Raw genomic sequence first — 18113 nt, forward strand, 5'->3', positions numbered from 1 at the left:
TTCAGATGACTGGCGCACTTTCCGGGCTTCGTGTTCTTGACCTTTCGCGTGTACTGGCCGGGCCTTGGGCCAGCCAGACCCTTGCCGATATGGGGGCAGAGGTCATCAAGATCGAACGTCCCGGTGCCGGTGATGATACCCGTGGCTGGGGCCCGCCCTTTGCCAAGGACGCCAATGGCGAAGACACCACCGAGGCCGCCTATTACCTGACGGCGAACCGCGGCAAAAAGTCACTGACCATCGATATCACCAAGTCCGAAGGTCAGGAGATTGTGCGCAATCTCGCAGCCGAAAGCGACGTGGTACTCGAAAACTTCAAGGTTGGTGGCCTGAAGAAATACGGGCTGGATTACGCATCGCTTTCGAAAGTGAACCCGAAGCTTGTCTATTGCTCGATCACCGGGTTTGGGCAGGACGGTCCCTATAAGGATCGTCCTGGCTACGACTTCATGATCCAGGGCATGGGCGGGTTGATGAGCATCACCGGTGCGTCGGACAGTGCACCGGGTGGCCAGCCGATGAAGGTTGGTGTTGCTGTTGCTGACATCTTTACCGGGCTTTACGCAACGATTGGCATCCTGGCTGCCTTGCGTCACCGCGATGCAACCGGCGAGGGGCAATATATCGATCTGGCACTTCTGGATGTGCAGACGGCTGTTCTTGCCAATCAGGCGATGAACTATCTTGCGACCGGCAATGCGCCGGGTCGTCTTGGCAACGCGCATCCCAATATCGTGCCCTATGAAGCCTTCCCGACGGCGGATGGTTATCTGATCCTGGCGGTTGGCAATGACAGCCAGTTCAAAAGCTTCTGCGCAGTCGCGGGGCTTGATGCCTTGCCGCTTGATGAACGCTATGCCACCAACCGCAAACGCGTTGCCAATCGCACCGAGTTGGTGCCGCTGATCCGTCAGGCGATGGTTGCCAAAACCACCGATGAATGGATCGACGCCCTTGAAAAGGCCAATGTGCCGTGCGGTCCGATCAATACCCTTGATCGCGTGTTTGATAACCCACAGGTCAAGCATCGCGGCATGGTCAAACAGCTTGATCATCCGACGGCAGGAACCGTTCCGACGGTTGCCAACCCGATCAAGTTTTCCAAAACGCCGATCACGGATGAAAAAGCGCCGCCGATGCTGGGTCAGCACAGCGACGAAATCCTGCGCAAGGTCGCTGATCTGAGTGACGATCAAATCGCAAAGTTGCGCGAAGCAGGAATCGTCTGATCCGGGGGAGAAGTGCGCTTGGAATAACACTTGGTGATTGTGATATTTCGGGTAATCTTCTCTTTCAGTTGAATGGTGCGCTGCACATTATTTTGTAATGTGTGGATCTGACGCAATCTGCACCAGTTTGGACGCCCTTTTGGCGAGGATATTGCGGAACTTCTGTAAATAGCGATGCTTTCGCGACCTCCGGATTGCAAGTCTCTGTAGATTTTATATCATTTTACAAAATACAAATTCGGGGAAATGCATGTCAGAAGTAGTAATTTCAGCGCGGTCTGTTGGTAAAACATTTGGGTCAGGGGCGGATAAAGTCACCGCGCTGGACTCGGTTTCCGTTGATATCTTTCAGAACGAATTTTTCACCATGTTGGGCCCTTCGGGCTGCGGTAAAACGACTTTGCTGCGCCTGATTGGCGGGTTTGAACAGGCAACATCGGGGCAGATCCTGCTTGAAGGCAAGGAGCTAAACGACCTGCCGCCGTTCAAACGGCCGATCAATACGGTCTTCCAGTCCTATGCGCTGTTCCCGCATCTGACGGTTAAACAGAACATCACATTCGGGCTTGAGATGCAGGGCATCTCGCGCAAGGACGCCGGCGGACGTGCAGACGAAATGCTCGAACTGGTTCGATTGGCCGAATATGGCGATCGCGTACCAAGCCAGCTTTCCGGTGGTCAGCAGCAACGTATTGCCCTGGCACGTGCGCTTGCACCGGCGCCAAAGGTGCTTCTGCTTGATGAGCCGCTTTCGGCCCTTGATCTTAAGCTGCGCAAGGAAATGCAGGTCGAACTGAAACGCCTGCAAACCGAAACCGGGATTACCTTCGTCTTCGTGACCCACGATCAGGAAGAAGCCCTGGCCATGTCGGATCGAATTGCCGTCATGCAGTCGGGTGAAATTCTTCAGATCGGTGCGCCGCGGGAAATCTATGAAGCCCCGACCCATCGCTTTGTCGCGGACTTTATCGGCGACAGTAACTTCCTTGTTGGTGACCTTGTTGATGGTGGCGCAGGCAAGCGTGCCGTGAAACTTTCCGGTGGTCAGGTGATCGCCCTGACACAAGAGGTTTCCGATCAACGCACTGGCGAAGTCACGGTTTCGGTTCGCCCGGAACGCCTTGGTCTGGTCGCCGAAAGCGATGCCGGTGCGGATCAACTCACCGGGACGGTTTCGACCATTATCTATTTCGGGACGGATACCACCTATCAGATTGATCTTGGCAACGAGGCGCTGCTGACGGTCCGGATGCAGAATGGCTCTGGCGCGAAGGCAGATTTTGCTGAGGGCGAGCGTGTCGGTATCACCATGTCACCTGATGCCATCCGGGTACTGGCGGACTGATCATGGGGAACATCTTACGAACCAAACGATTTTGGCTGGTCGCACCTGCGGTGGTCTATATCGGCTTCTTCATGGCCGTGCCGCTGTTGCAGATGGCCTATGTTTCCGTGCTCGAACGGGGTGATTATGGCGGGGTGAACTGGGGGGCATTCTCGATGGATGCCTATATCAGCTTCATCTTCGAACGTGATCTGATGGACAATCTGGTGGTTAATACCGACTACCTGCAGATTTTTGTCCGTTCGTTCGGCCTGTCGGCAATGACGACGGTATTTGCGCTTCTGCTCGGTTTCCCGACGGCGTTTTACATCTCGACCCAACCGCAAAGTCGCCGCAACTTCCTGATCTTTCTGGTGACCATTCCGTTCTGGACCAATATTCTGGTGCGCAACTATGCGTGGATGCTGTTGCTGCGCAATGGCGGCCTGATTGATGGTGCCTTGAACTGGATGGGACTTGAAACCGGCGGGCTTGATGTCCTTTACACGCCCTATGCGGTGTCGATTGGCCTGACCTACACCTATCTGCCGTTCATGGTTCTGCCGATCTATGCCAGCCTTGAAAAACTTGATCATCGACTGGTCGAGGCGGCCTTTGATCTTGGTGCGGACAAGCGCCGAGCGATGAGCCGGGTGATCTTGCCGCTTGCCGCACCCGGTATTGCTGCGGGTTGCATTCTGGTCTTCATTCCCTGCCTTGGCGCCTATGTGACGCCGGAACTTCTGGGCGGTGGTAAGTTCATGATGATCGCCAACCTGATCGGCAGCCAATTCGGGGCTGCACGTAACTGGCCGCTTGGCGCGGGGCTTGGCTTTGTGCTTCTGGCGCTCGTGCTGATCTCGATGATGGTCTATTCGTTCAAGTTCAAATCATTGCCGGAGGAAAGCCGATGAAAGTCGATGCTTCCAACCCGCTGTGGCGTTTCCGCGGGATCACCTCAACGGCAATGTTTTTCTTTGCCTATCTGTACCTTCCGATCGTCGTTCTGATTGCGCTTTCGTTTAACGAAAACCGTCTGGCGACGATCTGGACCGGTTTCACGATGGACTGGTATGTCACCGCTCTTTCCAACGATGACATGCTGCGCGCAGCTCAGAACTCCATCGTTGTCGCGGTTTCGGCAACCGTTCTGGCCACCATTGCCGCCACATTGGCAGCAATGGGCATGTCACGCGGACGGTTCAAGGGCGAGGCGGGCGTTTCGGCCATGCTGGTTCTGCCATTGCTGGTGCCGGAAATCGTGACCGCGATTGCGACCCTTCTGTTCTTTGTCGCGTTGGGGATCAAGCTTGGTCTTCTGACGGTGATCATTGCCCATACGGTCTTTTGCATTCCGTTTGCCTATCTGCCCATCCGCGCACGGTTGGAAGGCATGGACCCCGCATTGGTCGAAGCGGCAAACGATCTATATGCCAATGAATGGAAAGCGTTTCGGCGTGTCACCCTGCCATTGCTGTGGCCGGGGATTTTGTCAGGCGCGATGTTGTCCTTCATCATCTCGCTTGATGACTTTGTCATTTCCTATTTCGTTGGTGGGGCCGGGTCTACGACCTTGCCGATCTATATCTTTGGCATGATCCGGATCGGGATCACGCCAGAGGTGAATGCTGTCTCTGCGATGATGTTGATTGTCTCAATCGTGTTTGTCAGCATCTCGTTCATGATTGATCGTATTCGCTACTGATAACTGAAATTCCAAACGGGATGGCGGGTTCACCGGACGGGCCTGCCATCCGAATAACAAAATAATGCACCGTCCTCATTTGGGAGTCTCACGATGAAACTACGTTCCGCACTTCTGGGAGCATCCGCCATTGCCTTTTTGTCGGCCGGTTCGGCACAGGCAGCTGGCGATCTGTTTTTCTATAACTGGTCGAACTATTTTCCGCCGGAGCTGATGGAAAAGTTCGAAGAGGAAACCGGCATCAAGGTGACCCTTGATGTGTACGATTCCAACGAAACCATGCTGGCAAAGCTTCAGGCCGGTGCATCGGGCTATGACATTGCTGTCGCATCCGACTACATGGTTGACGTGATGATCAAGGAAGGCCTGGCAACCAAGTTCGATGCCAAAAGCCTTGAGAACTTCGGCAACGTTGCCAAGCCGCATGACACCATGAAATACGATCCGGAGCGCGAATACTCCGTGACCTATCTCTGGGGCACCACCGGCTTTACTTATGACGCGGCTGCTGTTGATGGCGAGCTTGAAAACAGCTGGAAAGAATTCTTCGAACCGCGTGAAGAATTCCGCGGCAAGATCGGCGCGCTGAACGACGAAGTCGAAATGTTCAACGCGGCGTCCTACTACGCTGGCGTTGAAAAATGCACCGAGGACCCGGCCGAAGCCCAGAAGGTCCTTGATGTTCTGATGAAACAGAAGCCCTACATTGCTGTTTACAGCTCTGAAGGCACCATCGACCGCATGTCGGCGCGTGAAGTTCAGATGCACATGCAGTGGAACGGTGCTGCTCACCGTACCAAGGAAAGCATTCCGGAAGCGGTCTTTGTCTATCCGAAGGAAGGCCTGACTTACTGGGCTGACCACTTTGTCATTCCGGACGGTGCGCCGAACCTCGAAAACGCCAAGACCTTCATCAACTGGATGATGAAACCGGAAAACGCGGCCGAGGCCTCGAACTATGCCGGTTACATGAACTCGATCAAGGGCACTGGCGAATTCATGGACCCGTCGCTGAATGCCGATCCGGCCGTGAACATGCCTGAAGAATATGCTGACCTTCTGATCCCATCGCAGAACTGCTCGGTCAAGGCGCGTGATCTTCGTAACCGTGTCTGGACCAAACTTAAAAACTAAGTCTGGTTCGACGATTGATCGTTATGATCCGGCTGTCGTCTGATGGCCGGATCATGTTATTTTGCGCTCACCACCATTTTGATTTCAGGAACGCTGATCATGACTTCGCCGGCATCCTTCCCCGAATATGTAACTCTGGCCCTTTGGGCAACCAACCTTGGTCGACCGGTGGCTGATATGGCCGGATGGGCCGATCATGTGGATGCCAAAATGGCCGTGGCCGCCCAGCAGGGTGCGAAGATTTTCGTTCTGCCGGAATATGCCAGCGAACAATGGTTGGCCTTCAAACCCGAAGGCCTGCAAACCGGACAGGAAATTGCCTGGATGGCGGACCTCGCGCCCGAGGCGCGCAAATACGCAGCCGACCTCGCCAAAAAGCACGACATGCTTCTGGTGGCGGGCAGCATGCCCTGGCACATTGATCCCGAAAACCCGGATGCCGGGCAAACCAACAGTGCGATGATCTTCACCCCCGACGGCGATGCCATCATTCAGGACAAGCTTTCCCTGACACCCGGAGAACAGGAACCGGAAAACTGGAACCTCACCCCGGGCAAGAGCTTCAACGTCATTAAATGGCGCGGGTTGAATGTTGCGGTGCTGATCTGTCTTGATATTGAAATGCCGGCCTTGTCCTGCGTGCTTGCCCCGCTTGATATTGATCTGTTGTTGGTCCCGTCGATGACCCTCACACCATCGGGCTACAATCGCGTGTTTGGTTGTGCAAAGGCGCGTGCGGTTGAGCTGATGACGGTGGTCGGGGCCTGTGGCACGACGGGGGCTGCTGTCAACACCACCAACAACCCAACCAACTATTCCGGCTGTTCGGTCTTTACCCCGTGCGAACCGCAACTGGGCCACACCGGCCGCTTCGCCGAAACCGAACCGACCTTTGATGACGGTGCCGACGGCGAACTTCTGATTTCCAAGGATGTGCCGGTGGGACTGGTGCGCTCGCTTCGTAATGGCGACGCCGAAGTCTGGCCGGGCGGCTGGACTGCGGGTCATGTTTCGGTCGTTAGAAACGGCTAACACTGCCACGCAGAAAAAACAGAGCCCTCCGGATGATGAATGTCCGGAGGGCTTTGTTGTTGGTGCAAGTTTACGACGTCAGAATGTCAGAAGACTGCATGCGCGATACGCCAGCGGTGCCCATCGCCGTCCAGGCCGCTTCAAGCGACCCGTTCAGATCAATCGCCCGGCAGGCATCCTCAATCACGGAAACATTCAGCCCGGCCTTACGCGCATCCTGAGCCGACCAACTGACACAGAAATCGGTGGCAAGTCCGCAAACATAAACGTTCTTAAGGCCGCGTTCCTGCATGTAACCGGTAAGTCCGGTTTTGGTTTCGCCGTCCGCCTCGACAAAGGTGGAATAGCTATCCACTTCGCTATGAAATCCCTTGCGGATGATCAGCTGTGCATGCGGGATATCAAGACCCGCGGCAAGTTTGGCATCGTCCGATCCCTGAACACAGTGATCGGGCCACAGGACCTGCGTGCCGTAATCAAGTTCGATGGTTTCAAACGGTGCCTTGCCCTCATGGCTTGAGGCAAAGGATGCATGACCCGGGGTGTGCCAGTCCTGAGTGAAAATCACGTTTTCGAACTGCTGACCCAGCTTGTTGATGATCGGGATGATCTGATCGCCGTCACTGACTGGCAATGTCCCGCCGGGCAGGAAGCAGTTCTGGACGTCAATGACCAGAAGGACATCGTCCTTGTTCTTGCCGATCATGCCTGATGCAAGGGCTGTGCGCGCCGATCCCAGCAGGGATGCAGACGCGAGCGTTCCGGCACCAATGGCGCCAAGTCCGGCCAGAAACCGACGACGGTTCAGGGAATAAGAGGAATTGTTCAAGATCGCCTTCCTGATGTTGGTGGCCGACGCGTCGCTTAAGATTGTCTGCTCTGGTTATTTTGCGCGGACACTTGTTATAAGTGCTTGAACGTTCCTCTGATTTCATCAGGATTGGGCGAGAATACAGCAAAGTCAAGCGACACCAGATGCTGCCTATGCGTCAGGGGGAGGCTCCCCTGATCGCACAGTCAGGATGCCAAACACGATCAGGAGCAAGGCGACGATGAAAATTGCGGTAATGGGTGCCGGGGCGGTTGGATGCTACTACGGGGCGATGCTGGCCCGGGCCGGTCATGACGTTACCCTGATCGGGCGTCCCAACCATGTCGAGGCCATGAACCGTGATGGCTTGTTGCTCGATTTCGGATCGTCACAGGAATATGTCGCTGTCACGGGCGATACCGATGCCGCCGGTGTTGCGGGCGCGGAAATGATCCTGTTTTGTGTGAAATCCACCGACACGATCGAGGCGGGCGAACAGATCAAACCGTTCCTGTCCGCCAATACCATTGTGCTCAGTCTGCAAAACGGCGTGGATAATGCCGAACGCCTAAGTGGCGTTCTTGGGCAGCCGGTTATTCCGGTGGTGGTCTATGTCGCGACCAGCATGGGCGGGCCGGGCCATGTCAAACATCATGGGCGCGGTGAGCTTGTGATTGGTCCGTCCGCGCAAAGCCAGATCGTGGTCGATACGCTGGTTCCGGCGAAAATCCCGGTCGAGGTTTCCGAAAATGCTGCCGGTGCCCTTTGGGCCAAGATGATCCTGAATTGTGCCTATAACGCGCTTTCGGCGATTACCCAGCGTCCCTATGGCGAAATCGTTCAGGGTGTTGGCGTTTGGGATGTCATGCGCAACGCAGTTGATGAATGTCTGGCGGTTGCCAAGGGGTGCGGTGTGACTGTGCCGGGTGATGTCTGGGGCGCGATTGAAAAGATCGCTGAAACCATGCCCGGTCAGTTTTCCTCGACCGCACAGGATCTGGCGCGCGGTAAAGCAAGCGAGATTGATTTTCTCAATGGCTATATCGTGTGCAAAGGGACGGAACTTGGGATCGCAACCCCGACCAATCTGACCTTGCATGCGCTGACCAAATTGCAGGAAACCAAATCGGCGTAATTGCCTGATTATTCTGCCGGGGAGTTTGCCGGTTCGGTTGCGCCTTCGGGTGATCTTTTGAACTTGCGGGCAACTGCTGCAACGATCTGATCGTTAAACATCACCAATGCGGCGGCGGCGACGATGAAAACGCCTCCCATCAGGCTGATCGGTGCGGGCAGGACGCCAAAGACGACAAGATCAAGAACGATCGCCCAGATCATGGCGGTATACTCAAACGCCGAAAGGGTCGACGCCGGGGCCCGTGCAAGTGCCTCGGTCATGGCGATGTGGGCGAGGCCACCCGTTATGCCAGCACCAATTAGATAAACGATATTGTCTACTGAAAGTGGCGCCCAGCCAAACGGGATGGTCAAAAGACCGCCGATGGAACAGATCACCGCAAAGTAAAAGGCAATCGTGCCGGATGGCTCCGTGGTCGTCAGCGCCTTGATTTGCACCTTGGCAAAGGCAGTGGTAATCGCAAAGGCTACACCTGCCCCGATGCCGATCAGGGTGTTGTGATCCAGTCCCGGTGTGGACAGCATCGGCCAGAGCATCAGGAACACACCGGCAAAACCGCCAATGGTCGCACCGATCACAAGCCAGCCTGGGTTTTCACGAAGCGTAATTATCGCAACCGGGATCAGGATCAGTGGGGCCAGGAAGCCAAGGGCGGTGGCCAGCGCCAGCGGAAGATACGCCAGTGACACGAACGCCAGAAACATCGAAATACAGCCATAGGTGCTGCGTTTCAAATGGCCAAGCGGGCGTTTGGTCCGAAGGGCTCTGGGGAACTGATTGCGCCACATCAGATAAAGCACAATCGGGATCAGCGCGACACTGCTGCGCCAGAAGACGATCTGGCCGGTCGGGGCTTCGAATGACGCCAAGCGGACAAGCAGGTTCATCACCCCGAACAATCCGGTCGCGGCAAGGCGTAACCCAATTCCAGACCAGAAGCTGTTCATCACGTTTATCCCGAATGGTGGCCGGTCATCTGACCTGCGTTCAGGAGTATCGCAAGTTCAGAAAGGGCAATACTGATAAATTTTCATGTCTGACTGCATGATAATTCAATGCACTGGCTCTAAAGTCGTTAGCATTACAGGGAATGCAGCCATTTTTCATAGCGGGTATCGCGTTCTTCGTCGCTGGCATCCGGAATGCCTTTCCGCACGGCCTGCGCATTGCGGCGAAAATCGCCCGGCGTCATATCGTACTTTTCACGAAACGCACGGATGAAACTTGTGTCGCTGGCAAAGCCACATTCAAGCGCGATGTCATAAAGTGACCGGTTGCGTTCAGCCGGCGAGCCCAGCAACGACATAGCATGGCGCAGGCGCAAATCCCGGATGAAGCGATAAACCCCGCCGTGATCTTCCATCAACTGATAAAGCTTGGACCGCGAAATACCCAATTCACGCGCTGCGCGGTCCGGTGTCAGATCCGGGGATTTGAAGTTCTTGCGGAAGTACTGGCGGATCAGGGCCATGGTTTCGAGGTTTTGTCTTTGATGGGCCGTTTCCGATGTTCCGCCATGGGCCGCGTTCAGGCAGGTGGCCAGGACTTCGACAAAACTGTTTTCAAGGACGCTGGCCTGTTCCGGGCTGAAGGAATGTGCGTTTTCCTTAAAGGACAGCATCATGCTGGCAAGAATGCGCACCATCGGATCACGCGGGCTTAGAAACCGCATATTGTGATCTTCGGGAAGGGTCAGGCGGTTCTCAAGCAGCTTGCGGGGGAAGATCATGACAAGGTTGTCGAAATCTGTCGTGACGGCCGTTGCGACCTGTGAAAGGTCCTGAAACAGCAACCCGCCCTGGGCAAGGCTTCCGCCGTCCTTGCCTTCTTCTGACGACATGCCCCCGCCATGAAAATACTGAACCATATAATGGTCCATGCCATCAGCTGCGATTGCCGATGGGCTGCGTTTCCAGAACTGATGTTTGCTGATTGTCCGGGCGAGCATCATCGAGCCCATCAGATCGGCATCCAGTGTCGCATGGAAATCGTTCTTGCGGATGTCGGGAACTGTTTCGACATCAAAGATGCAATCAATGCTGCTTTTCCAGATGTCATAACGCACCGACATCGGAAGGTCATTGACCGTAAAAAAGGTGTGAGTGTTCTGTGGTGTGTCTGTCATGCCTGATCCCCGGTTTTGCTTTAAAAGCAAACAACGCTACTTGCGCCGGTCAATTCTGGTGTCGAACGCTAAGGTCGAACAACTCCATAAGTTTTGTATGATATGACTAGTCCTTCCTATCCGTCAAAGTCCAAAAAGTATAGTGTTGCCTATAAATAAGTCCAAAAATGCGAGTATTTCGTAACGTCAATAGCTTGGCAGTGTTGGCCCTAGCCAAAAGAACAAGCCAACTAGCTGCTTGGCTTGCCATAACCGATCAATTTTGGACGATATGCATATTCTTTTGGACGCCTCGTACATCGGGACTGCATTCACCATGTTAGACCTATAAAAAAACTCGCCCGTCCCGTGAACAGAATAAAATAACGAGGGTCGGTGCTATCAGTGTGACGTGATATTTTCTCTGGGGGAGAATATGGACCTTATTGAGGTGCCGTCAGCGCGACCAAAATCGCGCACGGAAAAACGTGATCGTGATCGCGCGGAAAGGGCAATGCCGTCAAAGGCACCTGAAGCGAAAGCTCAGAGCGACAATTCATCCAAATTCGCCAATGCGGGATTTGGCGGACCTGATTGCGATACACTTGCGCCGCTTGCGCGGATGATCCTTGTGCTTGAGGGCATCCGGTCCTGTGCTAATGACAAGGTATTGTCCGCAGTCAAGGACGATTCCGGTAAAGTCGGCGGTGAGGGCCAAAGTGCGTCGGCGCAGTCCGAGGTCAAAACGGGTTGGGCTCCCTGTGTTCTGGCAGATATGCAGTGCATGTTTGAACGTGACTGGACCCCGGATCCGATCCGGCGTGAAAGTGCAAGGCTGTTTGGCGCGACCATCATTCCAGTAAATGACACAAAATCTTTGACCGACCGGTCGGAAACACTGCGAAGCTAGTTTTCCAAAGCCGGATGGCGCGCGAGGCGCACCATCCGCAGTGCCGAGAAACAGTGTCAGAGCGTTTTAGAAGTGCATTTCGTCCATTTTCTGGATGATTTGCATATCTATTTGGATGAATTGTGCATTACGACAATAAAGTCCAAAGTAGAATTATGCGCAATAATAAGACACATGTCCGTTCACAGAGTGGGAAGATCTGCGTTCATGTAAGGACATGAATATCAGTGAAGCTTTATATTGTTCTCTGGGGTTAGAGATGATGTCTTGTATACCACATCCGGCACGCCGGAAGGGAGAAGCCAATTGTCGTGGTCCAGGCCGCGACTGGGGGCCAAGTAGCCACATTCTTCCCGGACGTCGCGTGAATGAGCCAAATCATCAGGCATGGCAGTATCTGGTCGAAAGTGACACTCACGACGATGAGCCTTTTGAATCCGGAGCTGACGGTTTTTTTTCCGATTACATTGACGAAGCATCGGTCGCAGTAACGCGAACCTTCGAAGACAGCTTCAGAATGCTGAAGTCAGTGATGGAAATGATGGCCTTTATCGAAGGTCTGCGGGTGATGCGCCATGACGGGGCGGTTGCACTCAAAGCCGATAAGCGCCTTGAGCGTCTCAGCAATGATACGTTTGCCAACAAGAAAGACCAAAATTCGTCACAGAACCGCAGCGGTTGGTCATCGGAATTTATGGTTCAGCTTCACAACATGTGCGCAAGTGGGCAGAAAACGCGGCCAGATCATCTTAATGTCACTGAGTGCTATGGAACCTATCTCGAACCTGAGCACGAGATTTTGCCGCCAAAATCACCTGTGACGAGATACAAAAACTAGGTCCCCGATTTGACGAAAGCCGGCCTTAACGGAAATATCCGCCCGACGTGCGCCCCGTGGCCTTGCGAAACATCGCAATAAAGGCCGACGGGGTTTCGTATCCCAGATCAAGGGCGATTTCGGTTACTGGCCGGTCATTGGCAAGCTTTTCCAAAGCGTGCAGCAGGCGAAGCTTTTGCCGCCATTCGCGAAATGGCATGCCGGTTTCGCGCTGAAACAGGCGTGCCAATGTTCGGCTCGACGCGCCACAAATCTTCGCCCAATCTTCAAGCGTACGGTTATCGGCCGGGTCGCCTTGCAAATGATCGCAAATGCGCGCCAAGCGGGCATCCTTGGGGGCGGGCAGGTGAAGCTTGTCCTGATCAGGCGCCTTGATCTGATCCAGCAGCACGCGGATAAGACGACCTTCCTCGCCATCCTCATCATATTCGACCGGTATTTCCGTTGCCGCGCGGATCAGTTCGCGCAAAAGCGGGCTGACTTCCAGAACCATGCAACGATCAGGCAGGCTGGCTGCCACATCCCGCCCGATATAAAGGTGACGCGCCCGGGTAAAACCGGCACAGGTCACGGCGTGCTGTGTATGGGGTGGCACCCAGACTGCCCTTTGCGGCGGCACGATCCACATCCCGGCTTCGGTCACCACGGTCATGGTGCCTTCCAGCGCATATAAAAGCTGGTTCCAGTCATGGCTGTGTGCCGCAACGTGGTAGCCAGCCGGCATGTCACTAACCCGGACATATACCGCGCGCGGCAACTCACGGGGGCGCGGGACCTTGTTATGATGTTCCGGACGCCCGTCAAAGGTGTTGAGGATATGAACCATGATGCGCTGACATTCAAAACTGTCTTGATTGCGATATATGATGGCAGATTAACGCAAGACAGACGGATCAGACAGGTTTAACTTGGTCGCATTCCAAAACGCACAAGATGTGACACGGTCATCGCCACCAAAGCGACCCTGTCCCGGGAGATAAAATGTCCAAGGAAATCATGCCGGAGGCCAGCAATCACGCCGCCCCACTTGGTGATGCCAACAGCGCGCCCACAGCCCCGGTCTATAAGGGATGGCGCAATCCGGAAGTTCTGCTGATCGTGATGGCGGCAGCCATGCCGCTATCCTTTTCGACCTGGATGGCGCTTTTGAACAATTTCTCGGTCGAGATGGCCGATTTCACCGGGCGCGAGATCGGTATCCTGCAGTCGCTGCGCGAAATTCCGGGCTTTCTTGCCTTTACCGCGATCTTTGTCCTGCTGATCCTGCGCGAACAGACATTTGCCGTTATCTCATTGCTGGTGCTTGGCATTGGTGTTGCGATCTCGGGCTATTTCCCTACCGTGATCGGGCTTTATTGCACGACGGTTCTGATGTCGATCGGCTTCCACTATTTTGAAACCATGCAGCAGGCCTTGTCCCTGCAATGGGTGCGCAAGGACCGCACGGCGATGGTGATGGGGCGGCAGCTTTCTGCCAAGTCGATCTCGTCGCTGGTGATGTTTGGCATTGTCTGGGTGATGCTTGAAGTCTTTGATGTCGAGTATCGCTATGTCTATCTGCTGGGTGGGGCGCTAACGATCATCGCAGCCCTATTTGTCTGGGGAGCTTTCCCGAAATTCTCCGATGCCCATCCGCAAACCAAGAAGCTGATCCTGCGCAAACGCTATTGGCTGTATTACGCGCTGACCTTTATGAGTGGCGCACGCCGTCAGATATTTACCGTCTTTGCCGGCTTCCTGATGGTGGAAAAGTTTGGATATGACGCAGCCACCATCACCCTGCTTTATTTGGTGAACCACGTGATCAACATGTTCCTGGCACCCAAGATCGGCAAGATGATCGGCAAATGGGGCGAACGTCGCGCACTGGTATTTGAATATGCAGGCCTGTTCATTGTTTTCGTCTCTTACGCCTTTGTTGAAAACCATGTTCTGGCCGGTGGGCTTTATGTGATTGATCACCTGTTCTTCGCACTGGCGATCGCCATCAAGACCTATTTCCAGAAGATCGCCGATCCGGCTGATATTTCCTCGACCGCCGGGGTCAGCTTTACAATCAACCATATCGCGGCTGTCTTCATTCCGGCGGCCTTCGGGTTGCTGTGGCTGATCTCACCGGGCGCGGTGTTCCTGGCCGGCGCTGCCATGGCTTTTGTGTCACTCGTTCTGGCGCTTAACGTTCCGCATGATCCGGAACCGGGCAATGAGGTTGTACGGGGCTACAAGTCAACCACCCTGCAGCCTGCCTGATTGGCCGAACTGTTCAAGATCAGAAACGCCTGCCGATTGCGGCAGGCGTTTCTGTTTGTGTTTGCCTTGTCTTTTTCGCAAAATCTTCAAAACCCCGCCACTTAAACGGGACTACAGTTTCGCAGTTTCACGCATAAGCAGGGATAGGGCCCAATGGCATATTTTGACAAAAGAGCTGCCCGCATTGCCGCGATTTCAACGGTACTGGCACTCGTAAGCAGCACGGCCCTGGCCGATAGCACGGTATCGCTGCGTATTCTCGAAACCACCGACATTCACACGCATCTGGTCAATTATGACTATTACCGCGATGGCGCGTCTGACACGGTTGGTCTGGCAAAGGTCGCGACCTTGCTTAAGACCGCGCGCCGTGAAGCCGACAACGTTGTCTTTATCGATAATGGTGACCTGATCCAGGGCAACCCGCTTGGTGATTATATGGCCAAGGAACGTGGTCTTGAGGATGGCGATGTTCATCCGGTCTATAAGGCGATGAACCTGCTTGATTATGATGCTGCCAATATCGGGAACCATGAATTCAATTATGGCCTCGATTTTCTTGGCAAGTCGCTGGCTGGTGCGAACTTCCCCTATGTCAGCGCCAATGTCTTTGTCGATGACGGCGATGGCAATCCTGATAACGACAAGCCGTATTTCGATCCCTATGTCCTGCTGGATCGGGAATTCACCGATAGCGACGGTAAGGTGCACAAGGCTAAGGTCGGCGTGATCGGGTTTGTCCCGCCGCAAATCATGCAATGGGACAAGGCCAACCTTGAAGGCAAGGTGATCGCCAAGGACATCATCGAAATGGCCGAAAAATACGTTCCGGAAATGCGCGAAAAGGGGGCGGATATCGTCATCGCTGTTCCGCATTCGGGTCTATCGACCATGGCGCGCAACGGCATGGAAGAAAACGCCACCTATTACCTGTCCGAGGTCGATGGCATTGACGCCATCCTGTTTGGCCATGCCCATACGGTATTCCCGTCCGAAAACTTTGCTGATCTGGACGGTGTTGATCTTGCCAAGGGTACGATCAATGGTGTTGCTGCAGTGATGCCGGGCTTCTGGGGCAGTCATTTGGGGGTGATTGACCTGACGCTAAATGTCACCGATGACGGCGAATGGAGTGTTACCGACAGCCTGTCTGATGCGCGTCCGATCTATCAGCGCGAAGGCCGCACCGTGACCGCGCTGGTTGAAGCCGATCCGGAAATCATTGCTGCCGTCCAGGAAGAGCACGAAGCAACCATCGCCTATATGCGTGAAGGGGTCGGCACAACTTCCGCCCCGATCAACAGCTTCTTTGCACTGGTGGCCGACGATCCGTCGATCCAGATCGTGACCAATGCCCAGAAATGGTATCTCGAGAAAATCCTGAACGGGTCGGAATATGATGGCATCCCGGTCCTGTCAGCCGGTGCGCCGTTCAAGGCCGGTGGTCGCGGCGGCCCGGACTATTTCACCGACATCCCCGAAGGCCAGATTGCGCTTAAAAACGTTGCCGATCTTTATATCTATCCCAACACCGTGCGTGCGGTATTGCTTGATGGGGATCAGGTGCGTGAATGGCTTGAAATGTCAGCTGGCCAGTTCAATCAGATTGACCCGAATAGCCGCGAAGAACAGGCGCTGCTCAATCCGGATTTTCCGACCTATAATTATGATGTGATTGACGGGGTGACTTATGAAATCGATGTTACCAAGCCAGCGCGCTATAACAAGGCGGGCGAGGTGATCAATGCCGATAGCCATCGCATTGTTAATCTGAATTTCGAGGGCAAACCTGTCACCGCCGATCAGAAGTTTGTCGTTGCGACCAACAACTATCGCGCCGGCGGTGGCGGTAACTTCCCGGGGCTTGATGGATCAACCATCATTGTCGAGGCACCTGATGAAAACCGCACGGTGCTTGCCAACTATATCCTGACCGAAAAGGAAATTGATCCGCAGGCCGATGGCAACTGGACCTTCGCCCCAATTGGCGAGGCATCCAACGTCACCTTTGTGACCAGCCCAAAGGCATCCTCGGCGATCAATGCACCCGATAATATTAGCTTCGTTGGCGAAGACGCGGAAGGCTTTGCCAAATACGTGCTGCAAACCCGGTAACGGGATACAGCCGAAATCATCAAATACAAAAAAGCCGCCCGATATCAGGGCGGCTTTTTGCTTTTCACAGCTTTCCGGGAACGTACCCGAATGAAAGCAGGTTATTTCTTGTTGGCTGCCTGCGGGCCTTTGCCGCCAGCGCCGCCCTGCTGTGCAGGGGGATTGTCTTCGCGCGGGTTCTTGCCGTTCAGGTAAGCCTGCGCGCAATGCTCGTCGCAATAGGGCTTGCTTGGCACGATTTTCTTGCCGCAGAAATGGAAATCATCATCACCCGGATCGCCAAACGGCCAACGGCACATGCCCGGGCCCAGATCAAAGATCGAAATGCCTTTGGTCTGCTGCTTGGGGGCCGGTGCCTTTTTCTGTTCTGCTTCCTCTGCACGGCGCTGGATCGGGGACGGGCGCTTGGGCAGCCCAAGGCGATGTGCCTTGCCAACGACGGCATTCTTGCCGACGCCGAGTTCCTCACCGATGCGTGCCGTCGTCCAGCCCTGATTCCAGAGCGAGGTCAGCAATTCAATCTTTTCCGGCGTCCAGCTCATTTCGAGTATATTCCGTATTTCTTTGTCTGCCGTCGAAGTATTCCACGGCAAGGGCTTGTTGTTCGATGTCAAACAGGGATACAGAGGTATCGCCTAATATCGTGTAACGCAAGGGTCTTGGAGATTCGCATCCCGTCCCGTCTGCGCGAACAGGGCAATTTGCATGTTGAAGCCACAATGTAAAGAGGGGATCGTGTTTTGACCGGGTTTTTCATTGCCATTGCGGTTTTCCTGGCAGGCCACATTGTACCCGGCCTGCTGCGCGCAAGGCTTGTCGGTCTCATCGGCTATCGCCCCTATATTGTCGGCTTCTCGATCCTGTCGATTTTCCTGTTTGGCTGGGTGGTTCACGAGGTTCTGGTCGCGGAGTCGTTTTTGCTCTGGGACCATCAAACCTGGCAGGCACAGCTTCTTGTTGTTGTGATGTTGCCTGCCTGTATTTTGTGGGCCTGTGCCATTCTTCAACCCTGTCCGCTGTCGATCGGTCGAAAAACCGGGTTTGACCCGGCAACGCCCGGCATCAACGGGTTTTGTCGACATCCGCTATTGCTCGGCATGATCATCTGGGGCATCGGGCACATGATTGCCAATGGTGATCTGGTCGCGGTCCTGTTCTTTGGTGGCAGTGCAGCTTTTGCCCTGATCGGTTTCTGGCGGATGGAAAAAATCCGTCTGCGGGATGTCGCGCCGGATCAACGCGCGATCTGGCTGGGGGCGACCCGGCGGTTTGCGCCGTCCGGCTTGCTACGCGGTGCTGTTCGCTGGCAGGACCTTCTGGCCGGTATCATTCTTTATGTCATTCTGCTTGGCGGGCATGGCCATGTGATCGGCGTGGATCCGCGCATGATGGCGGGCTGGTAACGCACTTCTTATTGCAACGCTTGTCAGGCAAGGCTTTGACAGGGATACTGTGGGGCACGGCGCAGGGCATCTGCGCTGGCCGCTTTGCCGTGTTGGATGGCAAAGGGCAGTTTCAAGCGA

Annotated in this window: 17 protein-coding genes; 12 read left to right on the forward strand and 5 right to left on the reverse strand. The window is 54.7% G+C overall.

All coding sequences use genetic code 11. The annotated features are described in order from the left end of the window. Window positions 1-5 precede the first annotated feature (5 nt). The 6 genes from UF64_RS06055 (at window position 6) to UF64_RS06080 (ending at window position 6424) form a co-directional block, all read left to right on the forward strand. Window positions 6-1229, forward strand: coding sequence for a CaiB/BaiF CoA-transferase family protein (locus UF64_RS06055; protein ID WP_044827728.1), 1224 nt, complete (start codon window positions 6-8; stop codon window positions 1227-1229). Window positions 1230-1479: 250 nt separating this feature from the next. Beyond that, complete coding sequence (locus tag UF64_RS06060; protein ID WP_044827729.1) at window positions 1480-2574, forward strand: ABC transporter ATP-binding protein; 1095 nt, start codon at window positions 1480-1482, stop codon at window positions 2572-2574. Between the two features lie 2 nt (window positions 2575-2576). Continuing rightward, window positions 2577-3467 (forward strand): ABC transporter permease, encoded by an 891-nt coding sequence (locus UF64_RS06065; RefSeq protein WP_044827730.1) that lies wholly within the window; start codon window positions 2577-2579, stop codon window positions 3465-3467. Beyond that, on the forward strand, window positions 3464-4258 hold the full coding sequence (locus UF64_RS06070) for an ABC transporter permease (protein ID WP_044827731.1): 795 nt from the start codon (window positions 3464-3466) through the stop codon (window positions 4256-4258). The genes UF64_RS06065 and UF64_RS06070 overlap by 4 nt, the downstream gene beginning before the upstream one ends. 93 nt (window positions 4259-4351) lie before the next feature. Then, complete coding sequence (locus tag UF64_RS06075) at window positions 4352-5392, forward strand: extracellular solute-binding protein (protein WP_044827732.1); 1041 nt, start codon at window positions 4352-4354, stop codon at window positions 5390-5392. A 99-nt stretch (window positions 5393-5491) separates the two neighbouring features. Further along, the gene (locus UF64_RS06080; protein WP_044828187.1) at window positions 5492-6424 is read left to right on the forward strand and encodes a nitrilase-related carbon-nitrogen hydrolase; all 933 of its coding nucleotides are present in this window, start codon (window positions 5492-5494) and stop codon (window positions 6422-6424) included. Window positions 6425-6494: 70 nt separating this feature from the next. Here the strand turns inward: UF64_RS06080 and UF64_RS06085 are convergent, their stop codons facing one another. Then, window positions 6495-7253, reverse strand: a complete 759-nt coding sequence (locus tag UF64_RS06085) for a nicotinamidase (RefSeq protein ID WP_255353086.1) — start codon at window positions 7251-7253, stop codon at window positions 6495-6497. Between the two features lie 223 nt (window positions 7254-7476). Between UF64_RS06085 and UF64_RS06090 the strand changes: the two genes are divergently transcribed. Continuing rightward, window positions 7477-8370, forward strand: coding sequence for a ketopantoate reductase family protein (locus tag UF64_RS06090; protein ID WP_044827733.1), 894 nt, complete (start codon window positions 7477-7479; stop codon window positions 8368-8370). An 8-nt stretch (window positions 8371-8378) separates the two neighbouring features. On the opposite strand, the gene UF64_RS06095 is transcribed toward UF64_RS06090, so the two are convergent. Continuing rightward, window positions 8379-9320, reverse strand: coding sequence for a DMT family transporter (locus UF64_RS06095; RefSeq protein WP_044827734.1), 942 nt, complete (start codon window positions 9318-9320; stop codon window positions 8379-8381). 134 nt (window positions 9321-9454) lie between these two features. After that, a complete protein-coding gene (locus tag UF64_RS06100; protein WP_082049566.1) occupies window positions 9455-10498 on the reverse strand; it encodes a helix-turn-helix domain-containing protein in 1044 nt (347 codons plus the stop codon). 493 nt (window positions 10499-10991) lie between these two features. Here UF64_RS06100 and UF64_RS06105 point away from each other — a divergent pair, with 493 nt between their 5' ends. Then, window positions 10992-11387, forward strand: a complete 396-nt coding sequence (locus UF64_RS06105) for a hypothetical protein (protein WP_152630615.1) — start codon at window positions 10992-10994, stop codon at window positions 11385-11387. Between the two features lie 217 nt (window positions 11388-11604). After that, window positions 11605-12225, forward strand: coding sequence for a hypothetical protein (locus UF64_RS06110; RefSeq protein ID WP_152630616.1), 621 nt, complete (start codon window positions 11605-11607; stop codon window positions 12223-12225). A gap of 25 nt (window positions 12226-12250) precedes the next feature. Here the strand turns inward: UF64_RS06110 and UF64_RS06115 are convergent, their stop codons facing one another. Continuing rightward, window positions 12251-13051, reverse strand: a complete 801-nt coding sequence (locus tag UF64_RS06115) for a helix-turn-helix domain-containing protein (RefSeq protein ID WP_082049567.1) — start codon at window positions 13049-13051, stop codon at window positions 12251-12253. A gap of 155 nt (window positions 13052-13206) precedes the next feature. On the opposite strand from UF64_RS06115, the gene UF64_RS06120 reads away from it, so the two are divergent. Together UF64_RS06120 and UF64_RS06125 are read left to right on the forward strand one after the other, a co-directional pair. After that, window positions 13207-14475 (forward strand): MFS transporter, encoded by a 1269-nt coding sequence (locus UF64_RS06120; protein WP_152630617.1) that lies wholly within the window; start codon window positions 13207-13209, stop codon window positions 14473-14475. Between the two features lie 153 nt (window positions 14476-14628). Then, window positions 14629-16590, forward strand: coding sequence for a bifunctional 2',3'-cyclic-nucleotide 2'-phosphodiesterase/3'-nucleotidase (locus UF64_RS06125; protein WP_052657466.1), 1962 nt, complete (start codon window positions 14629-14631; stop codon window positions 16588-16590). Window positions 16591-16691: 101 nt separating this feature from the next. Here UF64_RS06125 and UF64_RS06130 read toward each other — a convergent pair whose 3' ends face one another. After that, window positions 16692-17132, reverse strand: coding sequence for a GcrA family cell cycle regulator (locus UF64_RS06130; RefSeq protein ID WP_044827738.1), 441 nt, complete (start codon window positions 17130-17132; stop codon window positions 16692-16694). Window positions 17133-17330: 198 nt separating this feature from the next. Here UF64_RS06130 and UF64_RS06135 point away from each other — a divergent pair, with 198 nt between their 5' ends. Next, the gene (locus UF64_RS06135; RefSeq protein WP_044827739.1) at window positions 17331-17993 is read left to right on the forward strand and encodes an NnrU family protein; all 663 of its coding nucleotides are present in this window, start codon (window positions 17331-17333) and stop codon (window positions 17991-17993) included. Window positions 17994-18113: the final 120 nt, after the last annotated feature.

The organism is Thalassospira sp. HJ (assembly GCF_000948415.1).
In the GTDB taxonomy this organism is placed as follows: Bacteria; Pseudomonadota; Alphaproteobacteria; order Rhodospirillales; family Thalassospiraceae; genus Thalassospira.